Consider the following 26114-nt stretch of genomic DNA (forward strand, 5'->3'; position numbering starts at 1 on the left):
GCTCACCCGTCTTTCACGGAGATGTGGATGTGGTCGAAGTGGCCGCCGGTGACGTCGCCGGGGTCGTGCATGCCGCCGCCGGTATAGTGCCGCCACCCCTCGTCCGCCTGCGCGGGCGACCAGATCGTGCCTTGCCAGATGAGGTAGGAGATCCCGAGGGGCTCGGCGTTGGCTTGAAGCCATTCGGTGACCTGCCACCCGTAGGCGACCTGCTCGCTGGTTGGGTAGTGGCCGATCTGATTGCCGACGGTGACATCGCACGCCCGCCCGAGAGGATGATCCGACCGTGTCCCTGGTCGTGGTGAGTAGCACGCCCACCCGGTGTCGGCGAACGCGTTGCGGGTCTGGACGACCATGTGCGCGGTGCGGGCGGTGATCTGCCCGCTGGTGCCGGTCGGGTCATCGACCATCTCGGTGCCGTCGCCGGTGAACTCTGCCGCTGGCGTAGTAGTGCCGGCGGGTGCGCAGCCGGGGCCGGGGGTGCTGGTGCCGTCCGGTTCGGCGGCGCCGTGGTCGATAAGCCACTGGTCGGCGTCGATCGATTCGGTGCCGGTGGAGCCAGGCCGGATCTCGAAGTGCAGGTGCGCGCCGGTGGAGCGGCCGGAGGAGCCGACATCGCCGATGTGAGTGCCGGCGGTGACGGTCTGTCCTTCTCGGACGTGGATGCCGTGTTCCCACATATGCGCGTACACGGAGCGGACGGCTTCGCCTTGCACGGTGTGCTCGATGATGATGAGGCCGCCGTAGCCGCCGTTGAACTCCGACCACACGACCCGCCCGTCAGCGGCCGCGTAGATCGGGGTGCCGTCGGCGGCGGCATAGTCGGTGCCTGCGTGGTAGGTGGTCTCGCCGGTGAACGGGTCGGACCGATACCCCCAGTCGCTGGTCTTCGTCCACGTCCCCTCGGGCAGCGGGAACAGGATGCGGCTGGTTTCCGGTACCGACCCGGTGCCCCCGCCGGTGCCGGAGGGTGCCGGCACGGTGAGGGCGGCGAGGATCGCTTCGGCGACGGGCTGGTAGTTCTGATATCGCTCCGGGAACGCGCTGACCTCGACCGCCTGGGCGACCTCGCCCATGTCCATGCTCTGCCAGCCGGGGATGTCGAGCATCCCCCGTGGGGAGGGGAAGTTCGGCCCCGACGGACCGCCGTAGAACGCGCGGGCCTGGTAGGTGGTGTCCATCAGCTCGGCGACGGTGCCCCACCCGGCCTGCGGTCGCATCTGGAACAACCCGAGGGAATCGTTGTCGCTGCCGTTGCCGTCGTTCGGGTAGTCCCCGGATTCGGGGTAAACGCCGGTGTTCGACAGTTGCCGTAGCACCGACTCGGTGAGAGCGGCCATGAGCGCGATCGTGACCCCGCGGACATCGACGCCGTCGGTCTGCCCGCCGACGGTGATGATGGTCGCGGCGTGCGTGAGTTGCTTCTTGTTCAGCGTGAACGTCTCACCGTCCCGCGTGGTCACTTCCAGCTCGTCCGGGATCGGCCCCACGGTCAGCGACGACCCGGGGCCGCAGCTCGCGTTCGCGGCGGGGTTCATCAGCACCCCGACGCCGACGAGCGCGGTCGCCGGTCCTACGCACAGGGCGAGGATCGCCAGCACGACGAGGATCTTCTTCAGCACGACAGCCCCCGGGGGTCAGCGCAGCGGGTTGTCGAGCTCGGACAGCCGCAACGTGTGACAGTCGTCGAACGCGGGCTCACATGCGAGGAACACGGTGAACGACACCGGGTGTTCACTGGTTGCTTCCTGCCCGGAGACTGTGCCGGTGCGATACCGGGTGGCGTCGATGGTGACCGCGATCATCCCGTCCACGATCGTGCCCGACCGGTCCTGCGCGACCGCGTCGGCCCAGGCGTCGGGCACGACCGCAGTCTCGATGGTGAGGTGCTGGGTAGTGGCGTGCCCGGTGAGCTGCCGCCAGGCGTCGGACGCCGGGAAGTAGCCGGCGATGTCGGAGGCAAGACCGGGGGTCTCGGTTCCGGTGGGATCGGCGTCGGAGAGCACGACCTGCCCGTAGTCGGCGGGCCCGAGCCCGGATGCCGTGTCCCACGTGAAGAGGGATACGGCGACGGCGCGTGCGTACCGGATCGGGTCGTTCGTGCGCGGCAGCGGCATCAGGTCAGATGGTCCGGAGGGCGTCGAAGCCGGTGGCCGCTGTTCGGAGGCGGTCGGGGCCGGGGCAGGCGTGTTCTCGTGCGGGCGGGCGATCAGTCCGTACACGCCCAGGCCGACCAGGACGAGAAGGATGATCGTTCCGGAGATACCGGCGATCAACAGGGCGCGGCCCCGCTTGCGCGGGGCCGCATCGGCGAAATCGGTCGACATGGCAGGGGGCGTCCTTTCACAGCAGATCCGTCAACGGTGTGTGCCATGTAGGTGCGGGCGTCTGACCCCACCCGGCCAGTCATCTCACGGCACCAGGCCCGTCCTGGTGGTGGTGCGGCGTGCATCGGCGGCGGTGTCGAGGAACGCGGTCGCCTGTTTACGGTGGCTGGTGATCGCCTCCCACTGCTCGTCGGTGGCGTACTGGCCGACGAGCGTGGCGTCGTTGATCTCCCACCACCCCTCCGCTTTCGCGAGGATGTCGACCAGCCGGCGGGCGTGGTAGCGGCCCCGGACCCCGTCCGCGGACATCCCCTCATCCTCCGCACCCGATTCGCCGTCCTCCTCGGTTGCCGCAGTGGAAGTTGGCGTGAGGGCGAGCTTGCGGACACGGGCGATGGCAGCGGCGACCGCCCGGGATCGTTCCACCGGTCGGTCGATCTGCCGCACCGCGCGGAGCTCGTCGTCGGCGGCTTCCCGGACGGCGGCAGTCGCGGACTCGTTCACCGCGGTCTTCTCCAGCCAGCACACCCCGCGCAGGGCGATGACCTCGTGGTAGCGGCCGTGGACCTTCGCGTCGCCGTTGATCTCCACGACCGCTTCGGCGGCTGCCCGCCGGACTCGTTCGTCTTCGTCCTCGTTGGTTGCCAGCCGTTCCAGCGCGAGGACCTGCTCGAGCTGTTGGGAGGAGTCCCGGCCGGTCACCGCGGTCGCGGCCTGCACGCGGGACTTCCGCTTCGCCGGTGGTTGTGAATCCCAACGGCCGCTGTCGCTACCCTGATAGGTCGCGACGATCATCACTTCCTTCTCCTCCGGGTCGCTGTCGTCGGCCTCGCCGTCGTCCGAGCCCGGGAGGGCGGCGGCGCCGAACCGAGTCGCGGCCTGACGGCGGGCGTTCTCCTCGGCCAGGAGCGTCTTGTACTCCGCGTACAGGGCCGCCTTCTCCGTCGTGGTGAAATGCTTGTGGAGCAGATTGTCGTCCTGGATCGCCAGCAGCGTGCGCAGCTTGTCGGACACCTCAGATGCGATCCACACCGGGACGGTCGCATGCCCGAGCTGCCGCATCGCTTCCAGGCGGCGCCTGCCGGAGATGAGGACCCCGTCGGAGGTGATCACGATCGGGCACAGCAGCCCGAGGGTTTGGATCGACGCGGTCAGATCGCTCAGATCACCCAGCTCACGCCGGAAGGAGCGACCCAGGACGATGTCGTCGATCGGGAACTGCGCCACCGGCTGCCCATCTGCGGGCACCCTCGCGTTCATGCGGCCGCCCCTCTCGTGAACTTGCGGGAAACAGCGGCAAGCTGATGATCAGCAAGAAGATCCTCGGTACGGTCACCGAGCAGCAGCCGCGCAAAGATCCCCAGACGTGCCGGATCGGCACCGGTGGCTTCCTTCTTCGACCGCGGCCCGAGCAGCAAACGCAACAGCCCGCTCCAATCGCGAGCGGAGAACCCGAGCCGTTGCCGCATCGCGTCGTCTTTGCGGAGCACGTCGATCCCGGATTGGGTGCTCGCCAGAGTCGTCAGCCGGTGGCAGATATATTCCACCGCGGTCTCGATGGTGCGGGGATGCCAGCCTGTGCTCACCAGGAACACCGACGCGGACCGCACTACCCGTTCCACGGCGACGGTCGGTGAGGCCGGCGGGCTCGCGGCGGCGAGCACATGGTAGAAGAATGTCTCGTAGTGGCCGGCCCGCATCGGGTACTCGTCGGGACGCTGATCGGGCCTGCGGGCCTTGTCCGTCGAGGTGAGCAGACGTTCGGCGTGCACCTCGGCCGCGATGCCGAGCTCCACAGCGCGGGTGATCGCCGCCCACGGGTCCGCGGCACGGCGGATCGCCGGCGTCCGCATCGCCATGAACGCCTCGTACGCGGCATCGGCGGGGTCGCGGTGCCAGGACCGTGCGAGCGGAAGGTACTTCTCCTGCGCATACTGCATCAACGCGCGGGCGGCGGGGTGTGTGCGCCAGAGATGCTCGGCGGTGAGCTGCTCCAGCAGGACACGGAGCCCTTCGCCGGTGGTGAAGTCCGGAAGTGGTTCAGATGAAGGTTCTCTCATGAGGTCAACTCCTTAGGACGAGGTGACCAATAGGTGTGTGAACGCGACCCCAAACCCTCGGCGCGGTCAGGAACCGATCCTGTGCACTCGGGCGGCGCGTCTGGCATGAGCGTTGCTCTTCGCTCACGCTCGACCAACACCACCTCTGCCAGTGGACATGCCGCAGCGAACTCGCGGCCCGCAGCATCGGCCGACCGCCGGGGGCATAAGTTGGTCATGACCTTCGCGAACCTGTTGCAGGCCTCGCGAGCTTCGCCTCGTATCCCCTCTATAGCCATGCGCTACTCCTTCCCAGGGACTCCCGCAAGACGCGGAACGCCTTGCGGCCATGAGCTGCGTCGGGAGGATTAACGGAGCGAGGACGGATAGCAGACGGAGTGCCGACCATCAGGCTCCACAGCGAACCCGACATGTCTGGTCCGGTCTACTGACCTGCGGCGTATCCGTCGAGATGCACGTGACGAACTTGGGTCATTCGTCGAGAGTCACGGTTCATGCGGCGAGTAGCGGTAAGGGAAGCCGAGGTGACCGTCGCATTCTCTGCGAACCTGATGGGCAAGTTCGTTGGGACGATGCCATCGCCTCACAGAGCTGAGTCATTGACAGCGACAGCCTTGCCTTGTCGATGATCAGGAACCGTGTGTGGTGTGCGTCGGTATTGTGTCGGCGTGATGCCGTAGCGACGGTGGAACCAGTGGGATGCGACGCGCGGGTCGCTCCACCCGACTTCGCTCGCGGCACGCATCACGGAGATGTCTGTTTCTTCGATGAGCCGCGCGAACTCGGTGAGCCGGAGTTCAGTGAGTAGGCGCATTGGGGCGGCGCCGGCGTGCTGTACGAACATGCGGGTCAGGTGGGTTCGTGAAAGTGAGAGTTCTCGTGAGAGTGCTCCAACGGTCCACGGCTCTGCGATCCGCCCGCGAAGCAACTGGATTGCTCGACCGATGTAGCCGATAGATCCGGTGTCGGTCAGTCGTCCATTGATGGGCGTCCACGGTGTTGTGGGGGTGTCCGATGCTTCATCAAGGAAAGTTGGCAGTATCAGCCTCATCCATCGTGCGAGAAGCTCGAGAGTGTGAGTCGCGACGACTTCGGGCGAATGGGTCCCGCTACGCAGGATGCTCATCTGTCGCCATAGCGGCTCGACCTGCCGCAGGGCAGCGATACCCGGTGCAAGGACGATCGCGCGGCCGTCCCACTCGAGGGGGTGCATTCCTGCGACCACTCGCTCTGCGTCGGGAAGGAACCATGCCATCTGGGTGCGCCAGAACCGTTCGTCGGCGTAGATGGCCCAGATGCGTACGGACGGTGATGGGCGCACGCGGCACCATTTGCCGGTGCCGAGGGCAAGAGACATGCCAGGACGCAGGACGTGCACGCTCTCAGCAGTCTCGAGGGCGCAAGAGCCTTCGACGACGTTGAGTATCTTCGCGTGCCGAAATACGGTACGGCTTGATGGAACCGTGCGCACCATCTCTATGGCCGCGATATCGCCTGGTGCCCGAACCGCTGCGTAGGGGCGCGTGAACCTGAGGGGCGCAGCGGGTGGCAAGTCATGTGCGGCCTCGAACGCGTCCTCTGGCGTAGCGGCCACGCTGCGCATGGCACGCTGTCAGCTCAGCTTGCCCTCCGAGTCGCGTGGCCGCACGCGGTGTTCGCTGAGGATGGAGACCCGATTGAACATATTGATGGCTGCGGCGACCCACTCCGCGGCCGCGAACTCCTCCTCGGCGAGGGTGTTTCGGGCCTGCGCGAGCTCGGCATTCACGGCGGCGTCGAGCGGGAGTCGGGTGGCTGCTTCAGCGATCGCGAGCAAGGCTCGCTCTCGATCGCTGAACAGAGTCGACTCGCGCCAGGCGGGCAAGACGTCGAGTACTTGCTGATTGACTCCTGCGCGCCTCGCCTGCCGTGAATGCAGATCAAGGCAGAAGACGCATCCGTTCAGCTGTGACGCCCGAACCTTGACCAACTCGCTCTCCGCGGGAGTGAGCCCACGTTGCGACGCGGCCTCAGACACAGCGGTCGCGAACGTAGAAGCGGCTTCCCATGCTTCAGGGACGGCCTTGTCCATGTATGGGCGCGGTTCATGCAAGGTGGACATCAGCGATCGTCCTTGGACGAGTCACCATCGGAGTCGAGGCCCTTTCTGACCTCGTCCATATCGAGTCCTCTGACGTTCTCTACGACTTCAGCCAAGGCAGTGGGCGGTAGGGCCCCCGCCTGGCTGAAGACGAGTAACCCCTCACGGAAGGCGAGCAGAGTCGGAATCGCGGTGATCTGGGCGGCCGCGGTGATGCGCTGCTCCGACTCCGTGTCGAGCTTCGCGTGGACGACGTCCGGATTGTCTAACGATGACTTCTCGAAGACCGGCGCAAACTGGTGGCATGGTGCGCACCAGTCCGCCCAGAAGTCGACGAGGACGATGTCGTTCTGATTGATCGTGACCTCGAAGTTGTCTTCGGTCAGTTCGACGGTTGCCATGCGAGTTCTCCTCTTGTACTCATGATGCTCAGTGGTGGTGTCCGTGGGGGTTGCCGGGGAATCGCGCGTCGACGATGTCGGCATACTCCGGATGAGCGCGGATGTACGCGGCGGCGAAGGGACATGAGACCGTCGCGGTCATGTTGTCCTTGCGGAGACTGTCCAGGACGCCCCCGAGGAGCCGCGCAGCGACTCCCTTTCCACGGAACTCCGGGAACACCGAGGTTGCGAGGAGGAGCACCCGGTCGCCGGTTCTGCTGTAGAGCAGGCCTGCAGCGAGCTTGCCGTCCACGGTCGCTTCGTACAGCTCTGACTCGACGTTCTCCGTGATGACGAAGTCTTCCGCTGCGTCCGAGGAGACAGCCGGGAGGTCGGTGTCGGCGTCGGTCGCGGTCAAGCCGATCATTCCGTCGGGATGTTTCATGTCTCTCCTATCGCGAGATCTCGGTCAGCGGCCCGGTAGTACCCAGTCGGGCCGGATGAAATGGCACGAGTACCCATTGGGGTGCTTCTGCAGGTAGTCCTGGTGCTCGGGTTCGGCCTCCCAGAAAGGGCCGGCTTCGCCGACCTCGGTCACGACTTCTCCTGGCCAGCGGCCCGAAGCGTTGATCGCTTCGATCACGTGGAAGGCGACTTTCATCTGTCCCTCGGTCGTCGTGAAGATCGCTGATCGGTAACTGCGCCCGATGTCGTTTCCCTGGCGGTTCCGAGTCGTGGGGTCGTGAATCTGAAAGAAGAACTCCAGCAGTATCTGGAATCGGATGGCCGAGGGGTCATAGATCACTTCGAGCGCTTCGGCGTGATCCCCGTGATTACGGTAGGTCGCGTTGGGCGTGTCGTCGTCGCCGGAGTATCCGACACGGGTGCTCACCACGCCCGGGAGCGAGCGGAAGAGTTCCTGGGCTCCCCAGAAGCAGCCGCTGGCGAGGATCACTCTCGAGGTCGGCATCGTCTTCTCTCTCTTCGCGGCGGGCAACACGCCCCTTCGGGTCACGATACGGAGCGGAGTGCTGTCCAGGTGGCCTGGCTGTGCAGCGTAATGTCCGCGACCTGCGGCGTTCGGAAGCGGGACCGGCGGTTGCAGGGAGAAGACAGCTCTCTGCAGGAGCAGGCCACACGGGGCAGAGAAGCGGACCTACCGTCAGAGGAGGCGCCGGAACTCCGGCAAGCCAGCGAACCGTGCCCTACGGTGAGGAGAGATCGTGATATCAGAGCAGATCGATTTCGAGAATGTGCGCTTTGATCCGGATCTCTCTGACTTCCATGAGCTTGCGAAGCAGATGGCCACGGGGTTCGGGTACACCGCGAAGCTGTCGATCGGTGATCGCCTAGCCGCCCTTCTCCGATTGCGGGTTGCGCAGATCAATCCGTGCTCCTACTGCCTGATCCTGCACACGCGTATCGCCGTGGAAGTCGGCATCGGCGCGGCGATGGTCGCGCACCTGGCGAGCTGGCGGCAGAGCACGATGTTCTCCGGTTCCGAAGCACTCGCACTCGCGTACTGCGAAGCGCTGACACGTTACGAGCACGAGCACTTCGATGAGATGCATCAAGGGCTGACGGTGTTTTTCGATGAGCGTGAGATCGCCGAGATCGCAGCCGTCGTCATCAACATGAACGTGTGGACGAGGCTGAAGCTCGCGCAGGGCGCGGTGCCAGTCGTATTGCCCGGTGACGAAGAGCCTGCTCGTGAGACTGAGAGCCCAGGCGTCGGGGGAAAGAAAGGGAACCCATCATGACTGACGGATCGGTCAGCGGGCAGGAGATCGAGTTCGATCTGCTTCCGCCGGATGAGAGCCTCGACTCGGATCTTCTCGGCGAAGACTCCGACGACGACGGCCCGGGATACTCTCCGCCGGAGCGGCGGTCATCCGAACTGTCGTGGGGATTCACGGCGCGCGAAGCACGCACCCGAGAACCGCTGGCGGCTCGCTTGGCGCGTGAGGTGCCGGAGTACGAACCTGAAGAGCCGATGGGCGACGGGATCGGCGACATCATCGGCACGGACGGCGAGATCCTTGACGACCAGGTCGGATCGGTACGCGCTGGGCGGCTGATCTGGACCGAACCCGGCAACCCTGACCCGTCCTCCGACTTCTGGGCATCCGACATCGGCATCGACAATGGTGCCGCCTCCGCCGAGGAGGCGGCTATCCATGTCGTCATCGACGAGGGCGACTATGACCGGCAATAGTCTGGAATCAGACCGGGGAAGCCCGGAAGACCGGCGGAGGCTGTAATGATGCAGCAGACATGGGACTCGCGCAGCATTGATCCACGTGACCGCGTGGAGACGATCCGGACGATGCTCTGCGAGAACCTCGTCCAGACAGACCTGACTCTCGACCCGCAAGGCCGCGAGGCTCGCGTGAGCGTGTCTTACCAAGACATTGGGCAGCTGAGAGCCCTGTCCGTCCAGACGGTGCCCTCGCTGGCTGCCCTCGCTATGCGCCCCCAGCGGATGATCACAGCGGACAACGACGAGTCATTGTTCGTGGTCTTCCAGCGCGGCAACCGGTCGATGCTGCGCCGTGGGGATGACCAGACCGTGATGACTCCAGGCAGCATCGTCGTTTACCCGAGCACGAGCCCCTACGTCCACGCTTTCGACGAGGGGGTCATCGGGGACTTCTTCCGACTGCCGTTGGGTGTGGTGGGGTTGACGGCGGATCAGATCGGCGAGGTCTCTGGGGTGGATCTGCGTGAGCGGACCTCGCTGGCGGCGCTGCTGCAGTCCGTGCTCGGGGGCGTGATGGACTCCGAGCTCAGCCTGCGCGACGAGGTGGACGTGTTCGCGCCTGTCGCCGACCTGCTGAAAGTGACCCTGCTCAGCGCCCTCACTCCCGACCGCGCCACGACCCGGTATCCGCTGGCCGAGCAGATCGTCACCTACGTGCTCGACAACCTCACCGACCCTGGTCTCGGGGCCGCCCGGATCGCGAAGGACCTGCACGTGTCCGAGCGTCTGCTCTACGCAGAGATGTCCCGCGCCGACATCCGGCTCGCGCAACTGATCCAGTCCCAGCGCCTGCGCCGCGTCCGCGACGCCCTGACCGCACCGGCCACCATCGATGTCCCCATCGGCGTCCTCGCCCAGCAACACGGGTTCGTCTCAGCCAGCCACTTCAGCCGCATCTTCCGCGAAGAATTCGGCACCACACCCCGCCAATGGCGCAACAACACCACACCTCGCCCCGATGAGACCCAGGACGAGAGCCGACTGGACCGCCCGCAGCAGATCAGGCCAGAGGAGACGTACTGATGAACGAGCCGCTATCTGACCTCACCGTCATCGACGCGGAGGAAGTTCGAGCACCGGATATCCCTCGCGCGCTGACGGCCGCATCGATCCTGTACGAGGACGGGGCAACGCAGGCATTCGCCGAGGACGGCAAGACCGTGTACGTCGAGAACGGAAGACCCACGTTGGGGGAGTGGTATGTGGATGCAGAGGGGCAGTTCTGTTCCTTCTGGCCGCCGGACTACCGCGCGTGCTATGAACTGCGCTGGCTCGTCGAAGACGGGCGGATCGCTGGTCTCCGCTTCCGCCGCGGGTCCTACAGCGCCATCGGCCGGTATCAGCTCCCCGGGCCTGACAATGCCGTCAAGGAATGAGCAGGGCGTCGCGGCAACGAGCCAGAAGCTCGTAAAGACGGACGCGCTCCACCGGCTCAACCTCCACGGTCATGCGATGAACGACCGAGGAGACTTCCTCATGTGCGCGTTCGAGGAGGAGTTCTGCGGCATCGTTCAGCACCACGCTCCGTTCCCGCCTGGGCCCAGGATCACTCGAGCGGGTGACCAGTCCCCGCTTCTCCAGCCCCTGAAGCAGCACGTTCATCGACTGGCGAGACACGAACGCGCGCCGGGCGAGTTCGGAGCTCGTGATGCCTGGCGTGTCCTGCAAGGCGGTCAAGCACGCGTACTGCGGCACACTCAGCGCCAGCGGGCGAAGCCGATCGTCCATTCGCTGGTTCAGGAGCGACTGCGTCTCCTTGATCAGCACCCCCAGCGACTCCGGGCTCCGGTCCAATGCATCCATGTCAATAGTTTGACACACACTCCAACGAGTGTCAGGATATTGACACTGGCGATATTGAACAGAACAGGAGCCTGCTCATGGCAGCAACAACCACCGGCCCGGACTTCGTCTCTTTCCAGGTGCGGGACCGCGCCGTCTCCGCGAAGTTCTACGAGGAGCTCGTCGGACTCACACGCCTCCCAGACTCGAACCCCGCGGCGACCGTCTTCTCCGCAGGAGGAGCCGCGTTCGCCGTCCGCGACCCGTTCCCCGGTGTGGATCTCGACGCGATGCCTCAGCTCGGCGCCGGCGCCGGAGTCTGGTTCCACAACGACGACGCGGAAGGCGTGCATGCACGCCTGGTCGACGCGGGAGTGGCGATCGCGCAGGAACCGTTCGAGGGGCCGTTCGGACTGCAGTTCTCATTCCGTGACCCCGACGGCTACGTCGTCACCATTCACGCCCGCGCCTAATGCCACCATGGCGCAGCACACCCTCTCGGTCCAGGTCCTCGGGCCGTGGTCCTTGCGCACCAGCAAGCGGTTCTGGGAAGAATTCACCCCTACCGCGATCGCGGCCGGCGGCGACCCGGACGTCCTCTCTGCGCGCTTTATGAGCGAGCATGACTGGACGCCCGTGTCCGCCCGCGTCACCCAGCGCGGGGAGAGCGCCCAGATCAGCCTGTCCGGCACTGGCGATCTGGCCGCAGCAGCTGAGCAGGTGTGCCGCTTCCTCTCTCTTGATGTGGACGCGCGGGCCTGGGCGGCTGTCGGCGATCGCGACCCGATCATCGCCACCGCCCAAAGGGCTCTCCCCGGATATCGCCCGTGCGGCTTCCATTCGCCCTACGAAGCCGCAGCCTGGTGCGTCTTGTCGCAGCGCACTCGCGTCCCGGTTGCTGCCCGAGTCCGCCGCGACCTTATCGTCGCGCACGGGGACGACGGGGCCTTTCCCGCGCCCGATGCGCTCATCCGCGCCATCGACGCCGGAGAACTGGACCTACCCGGTCGGAAGCCAGACTATCTCCGGGCTGTCGCCGAGGCTGCGCTCACCGGACTGCTCAACGGTCCCCGGCTCCGAACTACGCCCGAAGAATCTGCTCGCCGCGAGCTCCTCACGGTGACAGGCATCGGACCGTTCGCCGCGGACCTCGTCCTTATCCGCGGCGCCAACGCCCAGGACGTCCTTCCGCGCGCGGAACGCCGCCTTTACGCCGAGATCTCCTACCAGTACGGGCCCGAATCGCTGCTTGAGGAGGTCGCAGAACGCTGGCGCCCCTTCCGCTCCTGGGCCGCGGTCCACCTCCGTGCGCTCCGAGAGCAGCGCACCCGTGAGATGAGCTGATCGATGACGTTACGGCTCTTCGACAGCGGAACATCATCGTTGTGCACGTTCGCGCCCCTGCGACCGGGTCGCGTCGGCATCTATCTGTGCGGTCCGACCGTTCAGGCTCCGCCACACGTCGGCCATCTCCGCTCGGCAGTGGTCTTCGACCAGTTGCGACGATGGCTCCAGATCGGCCACGAGCTCGACGTGACCCTGGTCCGAAACATCACCGACCTGGACGACAAGATTCTTGCTGCGAGCAACACGGCGGGCGTTCCATGGTGGGCGTGGGCTGCTCGCCAGGAGAGGGCGTTCGCCGACGCCTATCGCATGATCGGTATCTTGCCGCCGACGATCGAGCCGCGCGCGACGGGGCATACCGCCGAGATGCTTGCGTTCATCGACCGGCTGATCAAACGAGGCCACGCGTACCGAGCGGGAGACGATGAGAGAGACGTCTACTTCGACGTCTCATCATGGCCTGACTACGGTTCTCTGACCTCACAGGAGACCGGCACTCTCCCCGGAGACGAACATGCCGATCAGGCGACGGGGAAACGCGACCCTCGCGACTTCGCGCTCTGGAAATCCGTTCCCTCAGATGTGGCGGTAGGAGAGGCGAGTGCCGCGGGCGCGGCATGGGATTCGCCTTACGGGCCGGGACGCCCGGGATGGCATCTGAGCTGCTCGACGATGATCCTCCGCTACCTGGGAGAGAGCTTCGACATCCACGGTGGAGGGCTCGACCTGCGTTTTCCTCATCATGAGAATGAGCAGGCGCAGTCCCGTGCCGCCGGATACGGATTCGCGCGCTACTGGATGCACAATGGCTGGGTCACGTCCGGCGGCGACAAGATCAGCAAGTCCCTCGGCAACGCGACACCCGTCGACGATCTTCTGCAGGGGATACGTCCTATCGACCTGCGCTACTACCTCGGATCGGCCCATTACCGGTCGAACCTGGAGCTGACCGAATCCGCCCTGCGATCCGCCGCGGCGGCGATGCGCAGAATCGAAGACTTCATCGCCCGGAGCGCGAACGACTCGAGGCAGACGGCGGATGCGAGCAAGCTGCCGGTCGCATTCAGAAACGCCTTGGATGACGACCTCAACATCCCCATGGCCCTCGCCGTCCTCCACGACGAGGTCAGGCGCGGCAATACCGCCCTCACCCAGCACGACGCGCGGGCCGGTGCCGACGCACGGGACGCCGTGCTCGCCATGACGGGCGTCCTCGGCATCAATCCGCACGAGATGCCGTGGGGCAAATCAACCGCTGGACCCCTGCGCGTCGAGCGGGCGTTGGAGATTCTGATCGCCCAGGCGCTCGACCAGCGAGCCCAGGCCCGCACGGTCGGGGACTTCCGCACGGCAGACCGTATCCGTGACGAACTCGACGCCGCCGGCATCGTGCTCAGCGACAGTCAGTCGAGCACGACATGGGTCTTCGGTGAAGCAAATAGCGCATGATCCGAAATAGCAACAGGAGGGTTCTTCAAGTCACAGCCTATTCCCAGATTAGCGGGACCAAACCGCGTCACCCCGGCGTTATCAACAGTGACGCCGCAGCCAGCGGCGCCGGACAAGGAGGAAATCGTGTCGCACGACTACAGCAAGACTTCTGAGGCCCTGAGCCGCCTCAACGACCAGCAGTACCGCGTCACCCAGAAGGACGGCACCGAGCCGGCTTTCCGCAACGAGTACTGGGACAACCACGAGGACGGCCTGTACGTGGACGTCGTTTCCGGGCAGCCCCTGTTCTCATCCACCGACAAGTACGACAGCGGAACCGGATGGCCCAGCTTCACCAAGCCGGTCGTCGCTGACGCCGTCCACACGAAGACGGACCGATCCCTCTGGATGCCCCGCACCGAGGTCCGCTCTACCGGGGCGGACAGCCACCTCGGGCACGTCTTCGACGACGGCCCCGCGAACGCCGGCGGCCTGCGCTACTGCATGAACTCCGCCGCGCTGCGGTTCATCCCCGTCTCCGACCTGGAGGCCGAGGGGTATGGAGAGTTCCGCTCACTGTTCGAGACCACCACCACGACCACGAAGGAGCACACATCATGACCAGTGGAATTCACGACACCGGAGAGGTCACCCGCACACCCGGCACCGAGACGGCCGTCCTGGCCGGCGGCTGCTTCTGGGGCGTGGACGAGCTCATCCGCAAGCAGCCGGGCGTGATCAGCACCCGCGCCGGATACACCGGCGGGCAGAACGATCACGCCACCTACCGCAACCACCCCGGCCACGCCGAGGCCGTGGAGATCGTCTTCGACCCATCGAAGACGACGTACCGGGACATCCTGGCGTTCTTCTTCCAGATCCACGACCCGTCGACCCTGAACCGTCAGGGCAACGATATCGGCACCAGCTACCGGTCGGCGATCTTCCCGCTCACCCCCGAGCAGGAGCAGGTCGCCAAGGAGACGATCGCCGACGTCGATGCCTCCGGTCTGTGGCCAGGATCGGCTGTCACCACGATCGAGCCCGCCGGCCCGTTCTGGGAGGCCGAGCCCGAGCACCAGGACTACCTCCAGCGGTATCCGAACGGCTACAACTGCCACTACCCTCGTGCCGGCTGGGTCCTGCCCCGCCGCATCCAGGCGACCGAGGCTTCCGTCTGACCATGTCCACGTGGGGGCGCGTCACCGCTGAGCCGGTGGCGCGCCCCCGCGTCATCAGTGACGGAGGAATGATGCGGAACGACCGTGAACGAAGATGAAGACAACGCGGTGGAGCGACGTCGCGCAGCGTCAGCCGCAGTCCTCACATGCGCAGACCTGACCGATGCGCTCGGCCGGAAGCACCGTCACCGCGCCCATATCACCGGGCTCGTCAGTCCGGCACCCGAACGCATCCTGTTCGGGCGCGTCGCGACGATCTCCTTCTTCCCGACCTGCCACGCCGCGCTCGACCCGGAGGAATACACCTTCGGACGGCTGTTCCACCAGGCCGTCGACGGATCAGCAGCCGATCCCGGCAACACGGTCCTCGTGATGGCCAGCAACGGCCACAGCTCGACGTCTCTCGCCGGTGGAACGAAGCTCTCCCGTGCGACCAACGTCGGCCTCGCCGGCGTCCTGACTGACGGACGCCTTCGTGACTTCGACGAACTGGCCGCGGAACCGTTCGCCGCATGGTGCTCGGGAGAGGCCGTCGCCTGGGGTGGAGCAGTGGTCACGCCGTTTCAGGCAAATGTTCCCGTCGTCATCGAAGGAGTGGGCATCTATCCGGGCCAGTACATCTTCTGCGACTCATCGGGAGCCGTCGTCATCCCCGACAGCGACATCGACGAAGTGCTCGAGACCGCCCATCAGATCCGCGCCGACGACAGCGCGTCCCGTGACCTGATCGCGCGGGAAGGTCGCAACGGAGGCCTGACACGCGAGCGGTGACCTCACGGTCCCGGTGGTGTGGTGTTGTTGCGCCATTGGCGGGGTGTGGTGCCGAATTCTTCGCGGAAGATGCGGCTGAAGTGGCTGGCGGAGACGAATCCGTGCTGTTGGGCGAGGACACCGATGGGGACGTCGATGGTGGCCGGTGCGGTCAGGGCGTCGCGGACGCGACGCAGGCGCTGGGACTGGATCAGCTGCGCGAGCCTGATGTCCGCGCGGGACATCTCTGCGTAGAGCAGACGCTCGGACACGTGCAGGTCCTTCGCGATCCTGGCGGCTCCGAGGCCGGGGTCGGTGAGGTTGTCGAGCACGTAGGTGACGATCTGCTCGGCCAGCGGATACCGGGTCGTGGCGCGGTCGGGAGTGAGGGCGCTGAGCAGGGTGACTTTCAGCAGGTCGGCGACGGGCGCGAACACGTCGACCTCGTCGCGGAGGCTGAGTTCGGAGTCCATCACGCCCCCGAGCACGGACCGCAGCAGCGCCGCCAGCGAGGTCCGCTCCTGCAGGTCGACACCCGAGACCTCAGCGATCTGATCCGCCGTCAACCCCACCACACCCAACGGCACCTCGACGATCATGCGATCGGCATCCTCGGTGGGCATCGCGCTCTCCACCGTCGAGCGGGGGACAACGACGATGCTCCCGGGGGTCAGCTCGGTGTCCCGCCCCTGCAGCGACAGGACCGAGGCGTTCCGACGCTGGTAGATGACTAACAGGTGGTCCTCGCTGCGACCACGGGGAGAGCTGACCGTCATCACAGGACTGCTTCCTCGATCAGCTCATAGATGTTCGCCCGGCGGAGGTCGCTGGCGTGAAAGACGAGCCCGTCGCCCCGGTGCGGTGGCTGCTCTGCGACATGCCGCACGCACGCGGCGGCGAGATCTCGCTCGGCCGGTGACATCACCACGACTCCAATCACGGTCGTGTCCGCGCCGACGAGATTGGTGGCGCTCCTGCTCACCTCACCGACTACGCCCGTCGCCAACCTGTGCACTCGGGCTCGAGACATCGTGCCGGCACCGTCGAACGCCACCACGACGGTCCCTGGCCGGACGATGTGAAGCGCAGTGGTCACCTCGTGCTCGATCCGTGAAGCCAGCGCCCGGCGGGCCCGGATGCCCAGGCCCCGACGAAACCGATAGGCCGCCACGACCAGACGCTCGTCCTCAGCCACCCGCTCCGCAAGAGGGGAAGGAACGAGCATCAGAAACTCTTGTGCGTCACCGAGCTTGACAGGCAGGTCCACCGAACGCCCCTCTCCTGCGGAGCACGCAACGTTCTCGCGGACGGGCGCGCGCGGGCGCCGGCATCGAGCCCTTGGCTCGGACGTTCTCGCGCACACGGAAGATCCGTGAACCGCGTGGCTTCCCGCACATCATGACCACCAGCCTACGACGACAGAAAAGGACTCGCCAGACCAAAGCGCGAACCGAGTGTCGAACGAGGAGAGGTTCTAGAAGCATGAAAACGCAGGCGGCGCGGATTGCTTCACATGATCCGGGTCGACTTGGAGAAGGACTCAAAGGTCCATTATTATGAGGGCATGCGATGCGAGCCTCCCGCTCCGCGGGGCTTGACTGGACCGGCCGGGCTGGCATCGCGTGACGGACGACTTCGATCCCTGCGGACGGGGGAGACTACCCTGGAGGCGTGACTGCCGACGGAACGAGTGCACGCCGGTTGACGCCGAAAGGGGCGGCAACGAGGGCACGTATCGTCGACGCAGCGAACCAGCTGATGTATGAGCGAGGTGTCGCCGCGACGACCCTCGCCGACGTCCGAGCCGCCAGTGCGACATCGAAGTCTCAGGTTTATCAGCACTTCGCCGACAAGGACGCACTCGTGAAGGAAGTCATCGAGACCCGGGCAGAGGACGTCCTGACGCAGCAGCGCCGACGCCTTCGACGAGTGGAGTCCCTGCGCGGGTTCGAGCTGTGGCGGGACGAGCTCGTCGAACGGAACGCGCTACGCAACGGCGCATACGGGTGCCCGCTCGGGTCTCTGGCGAACGAGATCGCAGACCACAACGAGGATGCCCGCCGCGCGATCGCTGCCCACTTCGATGAGTGGCTGGAGATGCTGATCGATGCCGTGGAGAGGCTGAAGACACGCGGCGTGTTGCGCAGCGATGCGGACTCGCGAGCGCTTGCCAGTGGGCTGCTGTCGGCACTCCAGGGAGGCTATCTTCTGGCGAAGGCGAGCCGAGACATCTATCCGATGCGTGCTGCTCTCGACATGGCTATCGCACAGCTCAGGGCCTACGCGACAGAGACCGGCTCCTCAACCTGATCCCTCTTCATCGCGAACGCGGTCAGCCCCGCAAAGCTGAGGAAGAGTCGTTCACCGGCGTCGATGATCGTCGCCAGCACATGGCTGCACGTGTTGCAGCGTACGACCAGCCCCGGAGCGTCCGGATACACGACTGATTCGCCAAGGGGCGCGATATGCCCGCAACCTCCGCAGCGTCCCTCGATCATCGTTGCGTCTGGAACGAGGAACTCGGCGAGAGTCCCGGAGAGGATGTTGCCGTCAAGATGGCTGGTCATCATAGGCCTCCGAATCGTTCGGTGAGGATGTCTTGCGGCGCATGACCGAGCTTCACGAGCCACGGCGCGACGGCTTCGACGAAGCCTGTCGAACCGCACACGAAAATGCGCGGACGGTCTTCCGGGGGGAGCGTCCGCGCGGCGACAGTCGACTCTGTGAGCCGTCCGACGGGCTCCTGCCATCCGGCTGGCGCTCGTCGCGTATACACGAGGTCCATGGCGAACGACCCGTCCGACAGTTCGAGGAGCTCATGGCGGAAATAGATGTCTTCGGGCGTACGCACCGAGTACAGCAGCCGGAACGGAACGGGATCGGACGCGGCCGCATGGGAGGCTGCCATCGCGTAGAGGGGAACGACGCCTGACCCGCCGGCGATGAGCTGCACGGGGCGCTGGCTCTGTCCCGGGCGCCAGAGGAAGAACGATCCCAGCGGTCCGTGGACCTCGATCTGATCACCGGCGCGCAGTTCGCGGACGAGGAACGGTGACACCTCGCCATCGGGCAGCTCATCGACCGCGAGGACGATCGTTCCGCCCGGCTCTGAGGATGCGATCGAGTACGACCGCGTCGCTTGGTAGCCGTCCGGAGCGGTCAGGCGTAGATCGAGATGACTTCCCGCCTCGCTCCCTGGCCAGCCCGGAACATCGAGCACCAGCCGCACCGCGGTCGGCGTCTCCGGGCGGACCTCTGAAACCGTGGCGACGAACCACGCCGGCCTCACGCGGGGGCGAGGCGGAGCGAGCCGGGTCTGCTCCATCACCAGTAGCGTTCTTCCTTCCACGGATCACCGTAGATGTGATAGCCGCTCTGCTCCCAGAACCCAGGGTCGTTCGTCGGCATCATCGTCAGCGCACGGACCCATTTCGCGCTCTTCCAGAAGTACAGATGCGGGATGAGAAGACGTGCCGGCCCGCCGTGCTCCGCGTCGAGGGGAGCGCCTTCGGCCTCGGTCGCGATCCAGGCTTTGCCGTCCAGGAGATCCTCGAGCGGCACATTCGTGGTGTACCCGCCGTAGGAGTGCGCCATGACGTAATCATGGGACGTCTCGACGTTCTCGAACAGCTTGTCCAGGCTCACCCCGCGCCAGGCCATGTCGAGCTTGGACCAGTGCGTGACGCAGTGGATGTCGACCGTGATGTCCTCGGCACCGAGCGCCAGAAACTGCTCCCAGTTCCAGTGATGCTCGGTACCGGTTTCATCGAGGATCGCGAAATCCCACGTCTCGGTATCGACATAGGGCGTGGGACCGGCAGTGAGCACCGGCCAGTTCTCGAACAGCGTCTGTCCCGGAGGGAGCTGATCATCGGGACCACGCCGACGTCCCGCGAATCCGCGAGTAGTGAACGACATACATCGCCCCTTCCGTGTCGTCTGGCTGTACACAACCGACGATATTGCGGGAGCTCTCTCGCTGATCGCCTAGTCCTGCGCGGAACTTGCCCATGACTGCAGGTGATGAGCCCAGGGGTGAAAACAGGCGATTGCGCCGACCACACTGTGGAACAGGACGCCCCACTAGGCGGCCTCGGTTCCCGCAAACATCGAGAAGAAGTCTGTGACCATGTGCCCTGTTGCGCTCGGCATGCCGACCGTTCGCAATCGCGCGCGCTCAACGATCGGCCGACCCGAGACACCTCTTCTCGTAGACAGGTTCGGGCGCATCGCGCGAGACCTGCGTGTATCGATCACCAGCGCCTGCTCACTGCGTTGCACATACTGCATGCCGGCGGAAGGCCTGCCCGTAGTCCCTCGCGGGGAGTTGCTGACTCCGGAAGAGATCGCGCGCCTGGTCACAATAGCCGTCCACGATCTCGGAGTACGCGAGGTGCGTTTCACCGGCGGCGAGCCGCTTACGCGACCGGATCTGGTCGAGATCGTGCGCCGGACGACCACAGTCGTGCCGGGCGTGCCCGTGTCGATGACGACCAATGGGATCGGCCTCGATCGCAAGGCGCCGCAGCTTGTGGAGGCCGGACTGACGCGGATCAACGTGTCGCTGGACACGATCGACCGCGAGCATTTCGCCGCCGTCACCCGACGCGATCGCCTGCCAGCCGTGCTCAGGGGGATCGAGTCGGCACAGCACGCAGGGCTCAGCCCGATCAAGATCAACGCGGTGGCGCTGCGCGAGACCCTCGAGGATGCTCCCGACCTGCTGGCGTGGGCGCTTGCCAACGGTGTGCGGTTGCGGTTCATCGAACAGATGCCGCTGGATGCTGATCAGACCTGGCGCAGAGACCACCTCGTCTCCGCCGAAGAGCTTCTCTCCGTGCTCGGACGCCGTTATCGACTGACCCCGGCCGGCCGTGAAGACCCGTCCGCTCCTGCAGAGGAGTGGCTCGTCGAGGGTGGCCCGGCGACCGTCGGCATCATCGGATCCGTGACGCGCAGCTTCTGCGAAGCGTGCGACCGTACACGGCTGACAGCCGAAGGCTCGGTACGTTCATGTCTATTCGGTGACGACGAGACGGACCTGCGCACGATGCTGCGCAGTGGAGCAGACGATGCCGCCATCGCCGACGCGTGGCGGGCGACGATGTGGGATAAACAGGCTGGGCACGGGATGGATGAGAAGAGCTTCCGTCGACCGGCCCGTTCTATGGGAGCGATCGGAGGCTGACGATGCCGTGCATACTCGTCCGATACTTCGCAGCCGCCGCTGAAGCGGCCGGCTGCGAAGAAGAACACGTCGAGGCGAGGTCCCTCGGAGAGGCGAAGGACGCGCTCCTCACAGCTCACCCGGCACTCGAAGCGGTCGTCGCAAAGGGGACATTCCTCGTCGACGGCATCGCCTCACGCGATCCCGCGCGACCGGTCTCCGCGCAGGTGGACGTGCTGCCCCCGTTCTCCGGCGGCTGAGCGATACGGTGGACGGTTGAGACTCGATCCATAGCGAGGCTTCCGCGTATCGAGGACCGCGTTCGTCTCGTGCGCCGTCATCTTTCTGCGTGAGACGATCGTGCCGTATTGCCCCGATCCTCGCGTCAGCAGGAGTCGAAGTACAAGCGCTGGGGATGCATACCGTCGCTCACGTCGTACACGGCATCGGACGCTTCGCGTGGAGTGTCCTCGCGCATGTAGCGCAGATGCCGTTCACGGGTGTCTGGATGGGCCGGCCCGCCGCCGTCGAGGAAGACGGTGAAGTGCCACGCCGAACGCAGACTGGAGCGCAGCAGCGACCAGCCGTCGACAATCAGCACCGTGTGCTCAGACGCGTCAGTGAACCCGCTCTCAGGTCCGTTGAGGCGGAACATGCGCAGCATGGTTCGGACCGTATCGTCGTCCGTGAACGGTGCTGCGGTGAGACGAGTCGCGTTACGTCCCACTGCGCGCAGCGCTGCCGCTAGCGTGTTGGCGAAGTGCGTGCGGGCTGCAGCGTCCACGCCGTCGATGGCGACGAGTATTCGGCCGCGTGGGTTTCTGTGAAGCACCTCCTGAGCGAGCTCCTCCCAGACGGCGGTACCAGCGGCACCTGAGGCGTTGGGAGACGTGGCCATCGTCACTCCTGCCGTGGAATGGTCAAGAGGGGGCGCTCTGGAATGCCGTTCTGGCCACGCTCATCCTTGCCGTCGGCGCTCGCTGTGGGTTGCGTTCGCGCTCTCGAGACGCCATCGATCGGTTTCATCTCTCCGCCTCTTGCCGAGTCGCATCCGCATGCTGGGGCAACTCCCGGACGAGTTCGAGGACGTCGTCGGGAAGGAGCTGTCCTAACGTTCCACAGGAGTACACGCTGATCACGACCTTCCCGTCGGGATCCAGCACGAATCCGGTTGTCTGCAGCTGGGGCGGGTCCATGGTGACGAACGCTCCGGTCGTGGCGGCGATCTGCCCCACATCGGTGCTGTGTCCGATCGGAAAGGTCAGGCCATAGCGCGACACGAGCTCCGTGATCATTGGCTCCTCGTCCGCAGTCAGCGCGACGACGGCGATATCCACGGCGGACAGGCGCCGTAGGCCGCGCTGGAACGCACGCAGCTGCTCTACGCAGGACCTGCAGCTTGCCCCGCGTGAGAAGAGGACCACGCTGTACTGCCCGGCGAATTCGGCAGGGATCGTTCGGCGTGGTCCTCCCACCTCGACCAGTTCAAGAGGGGGGAACGCATCACCGCCACGCAGCAATGACATCAGCGGACGACTCCTGACGGGGCCAGTCCGTTGCCATGGAAGCTGTCTGGTTCAATCTCAATGCCGGTCATCTGGCGGCCTCTTTTCGTCGGTGATTGCGTCTTCAGCGTTTCGCGCTTGAGTGCTTCTTGCGTATCTACAACCCCACCCACTCCGATCTGCCGTCGGTGAAGTGCTGGTGCTTCCAGATCGGAACCTCTGCCTTGATCGCGTCGACGAGCTTCCCGCACGCGGCGAAGGCCTCCGCCCGGTGTGGAGCGGCGACGACCGCGACCAGTGCGACGTCGCCGATCTCGAGGTGCCCGATGCGGTGAGCGGCGACGACATCGCAGTTCGTGGCTTGCGCGATCCTCGCGCACACGTCGATGAGGACTCGTTCTGCGTCGGGGTGCGCCTCGTAGTCGAGAGACCCGACATCCTCTCCGTGGTCATGGTCGCGCGCGATGCCTTCGAAGGTGACCACCGCCCCGTTCTTCCTGCTGCGTATCCGTGTCTCCAGCCACGTCTTGTCCAGTGGTGCGGTGGTGACGGAACCGATCGGCTCAGGCATGTCCGCCACCGGCCAGCTGGTCGTGCAGGTGCGGCAGGAGCGGTTCCAGCGCGAGGAGGCCGTCTTGTACGCCGCGTGGCGATCCGGGCAGATTGATGACGATTGTGCGTCCGGCGATCCCCGCAAGCGCTCTGCTGAGCGAGGCTGTCGGAGTCGTCGTACGGCCCGCTGCCCGAATGGCCTCGGCGACGCCGGGAAGTGCTCTCTGGATCACCGCGCTCGTTGCCTCGGGCGTGCGGTCCTCGGGATGCACACCGGTGCCGCCGGTCGTGATGATCAATGCCGGCTCGCGGGTGAGAGCATCCGCGAGCGCCCGATGGATATCCGCGTCAGCGACGACCACGGGTTCGTCTGCCTCATACCCGCGGTCGCGAAGCCAACCTGAGATCGCCGGCCCGGTGAGGTCATCGCGCGATCCGGCCGCGGTGCTCGTGGACGAGACGATCACGACCGCGTGTCCGCGCTCTGTGGGCTCAGGTGCGTCTGCAACCCAATGCCCGCGCTTGCCCCCGGTCTTCTCGATGAGGCGGATGTCTCCGAGTACTGCGGCCGGATCGACGGATTTGATCATGTCGTGCAGGGCGAGACCGGCGACGGCGACAGCGGTGAGGGCTTCCATCTCGGCGCCGGTCTTCGCCGTAGCTGCGACCGCGGCCCGAATCTGCACCGATGAGGTGCTGAGCTCGAAATCGACGGTGACGGACTCCAGGGGCAGCGTGTGCGCGAGGGGCACGAGCTCGCTGGTGCGTTTGGCGCCCTGGATGCCCGCGATCCGCGCTGTCGGGAGCGCGTCTGCTTTGCTTAGTTGGTTGGTGGCGAGCAGCTCCAGCACTGCCGGTGTCGTGTCGAGACGGCCGGTCGCGATCGCCGTGCGACGAGTGATCGCCTTCCCGCCGATGTCGATCATCCGCGACCGGCCTTGATCGTCGAGGTGCGGCAGTTCGTTCATAGATTCCAGGTCTCCACGCGTGTCCCGATGTCGAGGGTGACGGCATCGATCGGGACATCGATGAGCACGTCGGATGCCGCCATGGCGGCGACAAGGTGCGAGGAGGCTCCGCCCAGCGGTGCGACCCGGCCTTCAGGCAACGCCACGCCGCGGCGGAACTGCCGTTTGCCGGTGACAGAGGTGAGAGGTTCGGCCAGGGTCCGTGGCTCGGGTCGGCGTGCAGGCAAGCCTGCTGTCTCGCGGAGGATCGGCTCGATGAAGAGCATGAATGACAGCTGCGCGGACACGGGGTTGCCGGGGAAGCACACCACGGGAACGTCTTTGTAGAGGGCGGTGGCCTGCGGGCCTCCGGGCTGCATTGCGAGGGTATCGATGTGTGCCCCGAGGGGCTCCAGGAACTCCCTCACAACTTCGTAGCTGCCTGCCGAGATGCCTCCGCTGGTGAGCACGATCTCGGCTCCCGCCGCGTACGAGGCGTCCAGGGCGCGCGCGAAGGCGGCCGTGTCGTCGACGACACGATGCTCATCGGCCAGGAAGGCACCGGCGGACCGCACCGCTGCGGCGAGCGCGGGGCCGTTGGCGTCGTAGATCTGGCCGGGAGCCAGAGGTTCACCGGGGGTGGCCAGTTCGCTTCCTGTCGAGATCACCGCGACACGAACTTGCGAGCGAACGGGGATGGAGTCCAGTCCGGCGGCTGCGAGTGCCGCGAGGTGGCGGGGAGCGAGCCGGAGGCCGGAAGGCAGTAGAGGATCACCGGCGGCGAGGTCAGAGCCGGCTTCTCGTACGAACTCTCCGGCGTCCGGTTTCCGCGTGAACGTCACTGTCGCGTCGTGGACGGTGGCATGTTCGACAGGGACGACCGCGTCGGCATCGTCCGGGATCGGCGCACCGGTCATGACCCGGACGGCATGGCCGGGGTCAAGCGGCGCAGGTGTTCCGGGGGCGGCGGGGATCTCACCCCGCAGCGGCAGACTGCGTGGTGTCCGCGCAAGGTCGGTCACACGGACGGCGAAGCCGTCCATCTGTGAGTTCCGGAACGGGGGCAGAGCTATCGGAGTCCGTACGGGGTGGGCGAGCACCCGATCCAGTGCACGAGTCAGGGCGACCTGCTCGACGGTGCGCTGACTCACGGCGCTCAGGAGCGCGCGGACTCGGGCTGTGTGTGCGGCGACCGGTGTGCGGAGCATGTCAATACCTGCTCGCCGTGGGATCGACGCGGACTGCCCAGGCGTCGACTCCTCCGGTGAGATGCCGCACATCAGAGAATCCGAGTTGGAGAAGCAGATCGAGCGCCTGACGCGAGCGTCCGCCGCGGTGACAGTACAGCACCACCGGATTACCGGTGCCGAGTTCTCGAGTCCGACTGGCAAGCTCGCCCAGGGGGATCAGCACGCTCCCCGGGATCGACGTGATCTCGGCTTCCCACGGTTCTCGCACATCGACGAGCAGCGGCGGTTCGGACGTCATGAGCAGGTCGCGCAGTTCTTCGGGGGAGACATCATTCTGATCCGAGGGCTGCGGAGCGGGCGTCGCGGTCTGCACTGCGGCGCGCGTGGATTCGTCACGCCGGTAGACGATCTCGCGGGTGCGACCGGTGCGGGCGTCGTACGCAGCGACCCGACCGATCAACGGGTCTCCGATGCCGGTGAGCAGCTTGAGCGCCTCGGTCGCCATGAAGGCCCCGATGACGGCGCAGACGCTCGGCAGCACGCCGATCACGTCGCAGGTGTCCGCATCGGAATCGGAGCCGTGCGGGAACAAGTCGCGGTAATCGGTGCCCCTGGCATCCCACGCCACTCCGGCCTGACCGGCGTATCCCAGCGCCGATCCCCACACCAGCGGGATGCCGCATTCAGCGGCAACACGGTCTGCCAGCAGCACCGTCGCGGGATTGTCGCTGGCATCGACGAGGACATCCACACCGTGCAGCAGATCCTCAGCTGTCACAGCGTCGAAACGCCTATCAACGGCGCGCACCTCAGCATCAGGAGCAAGCGCCGCGAGCCTCGTGGCGGCCGAGGCAGCTTTGCCGCGGCCGACGTCACCCGGCGTGTGCATCGTCTGCCGGTGCAGATTGGATTCGGCAACAGTGTCGTCATCGACGATCGTGAGCGTGCCGACGCCGGCAGCAGCAAGGACCGGCAATAGGGTGCTCGCCAAGCCGCCCGCGCCTATCACGAGCACATGCGCTCTCGCCAGGCGCTCCTGAGCGGGCACACCGAACTCCGCGAGGACGCGCTGCCTCTGAAAGATCGGCGAGAGCGGATCGACTGGCATGTCCTCAGGCTAGGGAGCCGGCCCCAGCAGACGAGGCCGGGAGCGTC

Annotated in this window: 34 protein-coding genes; 13 read left to right on the plus strand and 21 right to left on the minus strand. The window is 65.9% G+C overall.

The window, feature by feature from the left end:
• Positions 1–2: 2 nt before the first annotated feature.
• From WDU93_RS05835 to msrA (WDU93_RS05875), 9 genes are all read right to left on the minus strand, one after another.
• A complete protein-coding gene (locus WDU93_RS05835; protein WP_235006255.1) occupies positions 3–1622 on the minus strand; it encodes a M23 family metallopeptidase in 1620 nt (539 codons plus the stop codon).
• A gap of 15 nt (positions 1623–1637) precedes the next feature.
• On the minus strand, positions 1638–2327 hold the full coding sequence (locus WDU93_RS05840) for a hypothetical protein (protein WP_144589458.1): 690 nt from the start codon (positions 2325–2327) through the stop codon (positions 1638–1640).
• An 84-nt stretch (positions 2328–2411) separates the two neighbouring features.
• On the minus strand, positions 2412–3587 hold the full coding sequence (locus WDU93_RS05845) for a ParB N-terminal domain-containing protein (protein WP_074041168.1): 1176 nt from the start codon (positions 3585–3587) through the stop codon (positions 2412–2414).
• Complete coding sequence (locus WDU93_RS05850) at positions 3584–4387, minus strand: hypothetical protein (RefSeq protein ID WP_074041169.1); 804 nt, start codon at positions 4385–4387, stop codon at positions 3584–3586. The genes WDU93_RS05845 and WDU93_RS05850 overlap by 4 nt, the downstream gene beginning before the upstream one ends.
• 583 nt (positions 4388–4970) lie before the next feature.
• Positions 4971–5744, minus strand: coding sequence for an AraC family transcriptional regulator (locus WDU93_RS05855; RefSeq protein ID WP_160126273.1), 774 nt, complete (start codon positions 5742–5744; stop codon positions 4971–4973).
• 255 nt (positions 5745–5999) lie between these two features.
• Positions 6000–6488 carry a carboxymuconolactone decarboxylase family protein gene (locus WDU93_RS05860; protein WP_074041171.1) on the minus strand — a complete coding sequence of 163 codons (489 nt, stop codon included), beginning with the start codon at positions 6486–6488 and terminating at the stop codon, positions 6000–6002.
• Entirely contained in the window at positions 6488–6868 is a 381-nt protein-coding gene (locus tag WDU93_RS05865) for a thioredoxin family protein (RefSeq protein WP_119217789.1), read from the minus strand. Before WDU93_RS05865 ends, WDU93_RS05860 begins: the two co-directional genes overlap by 1 nt.
• A 28-nt stretch (positions 6869–6896) precedes the next feature.
• Positions 6897–7265 carry a GNAT family N-acetyltransferase gene (locus tag WDU93_RS05870; protein ID WP_186372635.1) on the minus strand — a complete coding sequence of 123 codons (369 nt, stop codon included), beginning with the start codon at positions 7263–7265 and terminating at the stop codon, positions 6897–6899.
• 51 nt (positions 7266–7316) lie between these two features.
• Positions 7317–7817: a peptide-methionine (S)-S-oxide reductase MsrA gene (gene msrA, locus WDU93_RS05875; protein ID WP_337318817.1), complete on the minus strand. Its 501-nt coding sequence runs from the start codon at positions 7815–7817 to the stop codon at positions 7317–7319.
• A 253-nt stretch (positions 7818–8070) separates the two neighbouring features.
• Between msrA (WDU93_RS05875) and WDU93_RS05880 the strand changes: the two genes are divergently transcribed.
• Genes WDU93_RS05880 through WDU93_RS05895 form a run of 4 tightly spaced genes read left to right on the plus strand, consistent with a single transcriptional unit; the run spans position 8071 to position 10483 of the window.
• Positions 8071–8607, plus strand: a complete 537-nt coding sequence (locus WDU93_RS05880) for a carboxymuconolactone decarboxylase family protein (RefSeq protein ID WP_235006254.1) — start codon at positions 8071–8073, stop codon at positions 8605–8607.
• Positions 8604–9062 (plus strand): DUF5709 domain-containing protein, encoded by a 459-nt coding sequence (locus tag WDU93_RS05885; protein WP_074041172.1) that lies wholly within the window; start codon positions 8604–8606, stop codon positions 9060–9062. The genes WDU93_RS05880 and WDU93_RS05885 overlap by 4 nt, the downstream gene beginning before the upstream one ends.
• 45 nt (positions 9063–9107) lie before the next feature.
• Positions 9108–10130 carry a helix-turn-helix domain-containing protein gene (locus WDU93_RS05890; RefSeq protein ID WP_131941905.1) on the plus strand — a complete coding sequence of 341 codons (1023 nt, stop codon included), beginning with the start codon at positions 9108–9110 and terminating at the stop codon, positions 10128–10130.
• The gene (locus WDU93_RS05895; protein ID WP_074041318.1) at positions 10130–10483 is read left to right on the plus strand and encodes a hypothetical protein; all 354 of its coding nucleotides are present in this window, start codon (positions 10130–10132) and stop codon (positions 10481–10483) included. Before WDU93_RS05890 ends, WDU93_RS05895 begins: the two co-directional genes overlap by 1 nt.
• On the opposite strand, the gene WDU93_RS05900 is transcribed toward WDU93_RS05895, so the two are convergent.
• The gene (locus tag WDU93_RS05900; RefSeq protein ID WP_074041316.1) at positions 10473–10910 is read right to left on the minus strand and encodes a MarR family winged helix-turn-helix transcriptional regulator; all 438 of its coding nucleotides are present in this window, start codon (positions 10908–10910) and stop codon (positions 10473–10475) included. The two genes, WDU93_RS05895 and WDU93_RS05900, sit on opposite strands and share 11 nt — an antisense overlap.
• 77 nt (positions 10911–10987) lie before the next feature.
• On the opposite strand from WDU93_RS05900, the gene WDU93_RS05905 reads away from it, so the two are divergent.
• The 6 genes from WDU93_RS05905 to WDU93_RS05930 all read left to right on the plus strand — a co-directional run bounded on the left by WDU93_RS05905 (position 10988) and on the right by WDU93_RS05930 (position 15619).
• The gene (locus WDU93_RS05905; RefSeq protein ID WP_074041313.1) at positions 10988–11362 is read left to right on the plus strand and encodes a VOC family protein; all 375 of its coding nucleotides are present in this window, start codon (positions 10988–10990) and stop codon (positions 11360–11362) included.
• A 7-nt stretch (positions 11363–11369) separates the two neighbouring features.
• A complete protein-coding gene (locus tag WDU93_RS05910) occupies positions 11370–12233 on the plus strand; it encodes a DNA-3-methyladenine glycosylase family protein (RefSeq protein WP_074041311.1) in 864 nt (287 codons plus the stop codon).
• 3 nt (positions 12234–12236) lie between these two features.
• A complete protein-coding gene (cysS, locus tag WDU93_RS05915; RefSeq protein ID WP_074041310.1) occupies positions 12237–13685 on the plus strand; it encodes a cysteine--tRNA ligase in 1449 nt (482 codons plus the stop codon).
• A gap of 126 nt (positions 13686–13811) precedes the next feature.
• Positions 13812–14288, plus strand: a complete 477-nt coding sequence (gene msrB / locus WDU93_RS05920; RefSeq protein ID WP_024357795.1) for a peptide-methionine (R)-S-oxide reductase MsrB — start codon at positions 13812–13814, stop codon at positions 14286–14288.
• Positions 14285–14848, plus strand: a complete 564-nt coding sequence (msrA, locus tag WDU93_RS05925) for a peptide-methionine (S)-S-oxide reductase MsrA (protein ID WP_020625394.1) — start codon at positions 14285–14287, stop codon at positions 14846–14848. The genes msrB and msrA (WDU93_RS05925) overlap by 4 nt, the downstream gene beginning before the upstream one ends.
• An 84-nt stretch (positions 14849–14932) precedes the next feature.
• Positions 14933–15619 carry an RraA family protein gene (locus tag WDU93_RS05930; RefSeq protein ID WP_230955752.1) on the plus strand — a complete coding sequence of 229 codons (687 nt, stop codon included), beginning with the start codon at positions 14933–14935 and terminating at the stop codon, positions 15617–15619.
• A gap of 2 nt (positions 15620–15621) precedes the next feature.
• On the opposite strand, the gene WDU93_RS05935 is transcribed toward WDU93_RS05930, so the two are convergent.
• Positions 15622–16374 carry a helix-turn-helix domain-containing protein gene (locus tag WDU93_RS05935; protein ID WP_337318581.1) on the minus strand — a complete coding sequence of 251 codons (753 nt, stop codon included), beginning with the start codon at positions 16372–16374 and terminating at the stop codon, positions 15622–15624.
• Positions 16374–16823 carry a hypothetical protein gene (locus tag WDU93_RS05940; RefSeq protein ID WP_337318583.1) on the minus strand — a complete coding sequence of 150 codons (450 nt, stop codon included), beginning with the start codon at positions 16821–16823 and terminating at the stop codon, positions 16374–16376. Before WDU93_RS05940 ends, WDU93_RS05935 begins: the two co-directional genes overlap by 1 nt.
• A 446-nt stretch (positions 16824–17269) precedes the next feature.
• Between WDU93_RS05940 and WDU93_RS05945 the strand changes: the two genes are divergently transcribed.
• Complete coding sequence (locus WDU93_RS05945) at positions 17270–17908, plus strand: TetR/AcrR family transcriptional regulator (RefSeq protein WP_221844558.1); 639 nt, start codon at positions 17270–17272, stop codon at positions 17906–17908.
• Here the strand turns inward: WDU93_RS05945 and WDU93_RS05950 are convergent.
• From WDU93_RS05950 to WDU93_RS05960, 3 genes are read right to left on the minus strand one after another with little or no spacing between them, the layout of a single operon-like run.
• Positions 17878–18165 (minus strand): DUF6510 family protein, encoded by a 288-nt coding sequence (locus WDU93_RS05950; RefSeq protein ID WP_131941901.1) that lies wholly within the window; start codon positions 18163–18165, stop codon positions 17878–17880. The two genes, WDU93_RS05945 and WDU93_RS05950, sit on opposite strands and share 31 nt — an antisense overlap.
• Entirely contained in the window at positions 18165–18923 is a 759-nt protein-coding gene (locus tag WDU93_RS05955) for an FAD-binding oxidoreductase (RefSeq protein WP_337318587.1), read from the minus strand. The genes WDU93_RS05950 and WDU93_RS05955 overlap by 1 nt, the downstream gene beginning before the upstream one ends.
• The gene (locus tag WDU93_RS05960; RefSeq protein WP_046454460.1) at positions 18923–19516 is read right to left on the minus strand and encodes a molybdopterin-dependent oxidoreductase; all 594 of its coding nucleotides are present in this window, start codon (positions 19514–19516) and stop codon (positions 18923–18925) included. Before WDU93_RS05960 ends, WDU93_RS05955 begins: the two co-directional genes overlap by 1 nt.
• Before the next feature lie 211 nt (positions 19517–19727).
• Between WDU93_RS05960 and moaA the strand changes: the two genes are divergently transcribed.
• A complete protein-coding gene (gene moaA / locus WDU93_RS05965) occupies positions 19728–20786 on the plus strand; it encodes a GTP 3',8-cyclase MoaA (RefSeq protein WP_337318820.1) in 1059 nt (352 codons plus the stop codon).
• Between the two features lie 2 nt (positions 20787–20788).
• A complete protein-coding gene (locus tag WDU93_RS05970; protein ID WP_074040879.1) occupies positions 20789–21025 on the plus strand; it encodes a ubiquitin family protein in 237 nt (78 codons plus the stop codon).
• 125 nt (positions 21026–21150) lie between these two features.
• Here the strand turns inward: WDU93_RS05970 and WDU93_RS05975 are convergent, their stop codons facing one another.
• The 6 genes from WDU93_RS05975 to WDU93_RS06000 form a co-directional block, all read right to left on the minus strand.
• Complete coding sequence (locus WDU93_RS05975; RefSeq protein WP_131941899.1) at positions 21151–21663, minus strand: nucleoside/nucleotide kinase family protein; 513 nt, start codon at positions 21661–21663, stop codon at positions 21151–21153.
• A gap of 124 nt (positions 21664–21787) precedes the next feature.
• On the minus strand, positions 21788–22291 hold the full coding sequence (locus tag WDU93_RS05980) for a peroxiredoxin family protein (protein WP_074040877.1): 504 nt from the start codon (positions 22289–22291) through the stop codon (positions 21788–21790).
• A 136-nt stretch (positions 22292–22427) separates the two neighbouring features.
• Positions 22428–22841 (minus strand): molybdenum cofactor biosynthesis protein MoaE, encoded by a 414-nt coding sequence (locus WDU93_RS05985; protein ID WP_337318594.1) that lies wholly within the window; start codon positions 22839–22841, stop codon positions 22428–22430.
• Positions 22834–23790: a bifunctional molybdenum cofactor biosynthesis protein MoaC/MoaB gene (moaCB, locus tag WDU93_RS05990; RefSeq protein WP_074040876.1), complete on the minus strand. Its 957-nt coding sequence runs from the start codon at positions 23788–23790 to the stop codon at positions 22834–22836. The genes WDU93_RS05985 and moaCB overlap by 8 nt, the downstream gene beginning before the upstream one ends.
• On the minus strand, positions 23787–24977 hold the full coding sequence (locus WDU93_RS05995) for a molybdopterin molybdotransferase MoeA (RefSeq protein ID WP_074040875.1): 1191 nt from the start codon (positions 24975–24977) through the stop codon (positions 23787–23789). The genes moaCB and WDU93_RS05995 overlap by 4 nt, the downstream gene beginning before the upstream one ends.
• A 1-nt stretch (position 24978) precedes the next feature.
• Entirely contained in the window at positions 24979–26067 is a 1089-nt protein-coding gene (locus WDU93_RS06000; RefSeq protein WP_074040874.1) for a ThiF family adenylyltransferase, read from the minus strand.
• Positions 26068–26114: the final 47 nt, after the last annotated feature.

It is taken from the genome of Microbacterium istanbulense, assembly GCF_037204145.1.
Lineage (GTDB): Bacteria > Actinomycetota > Actinomycetes > Actinomycetales > Microbacteriaceae > Microbacterium > Microbacterium istanbulense.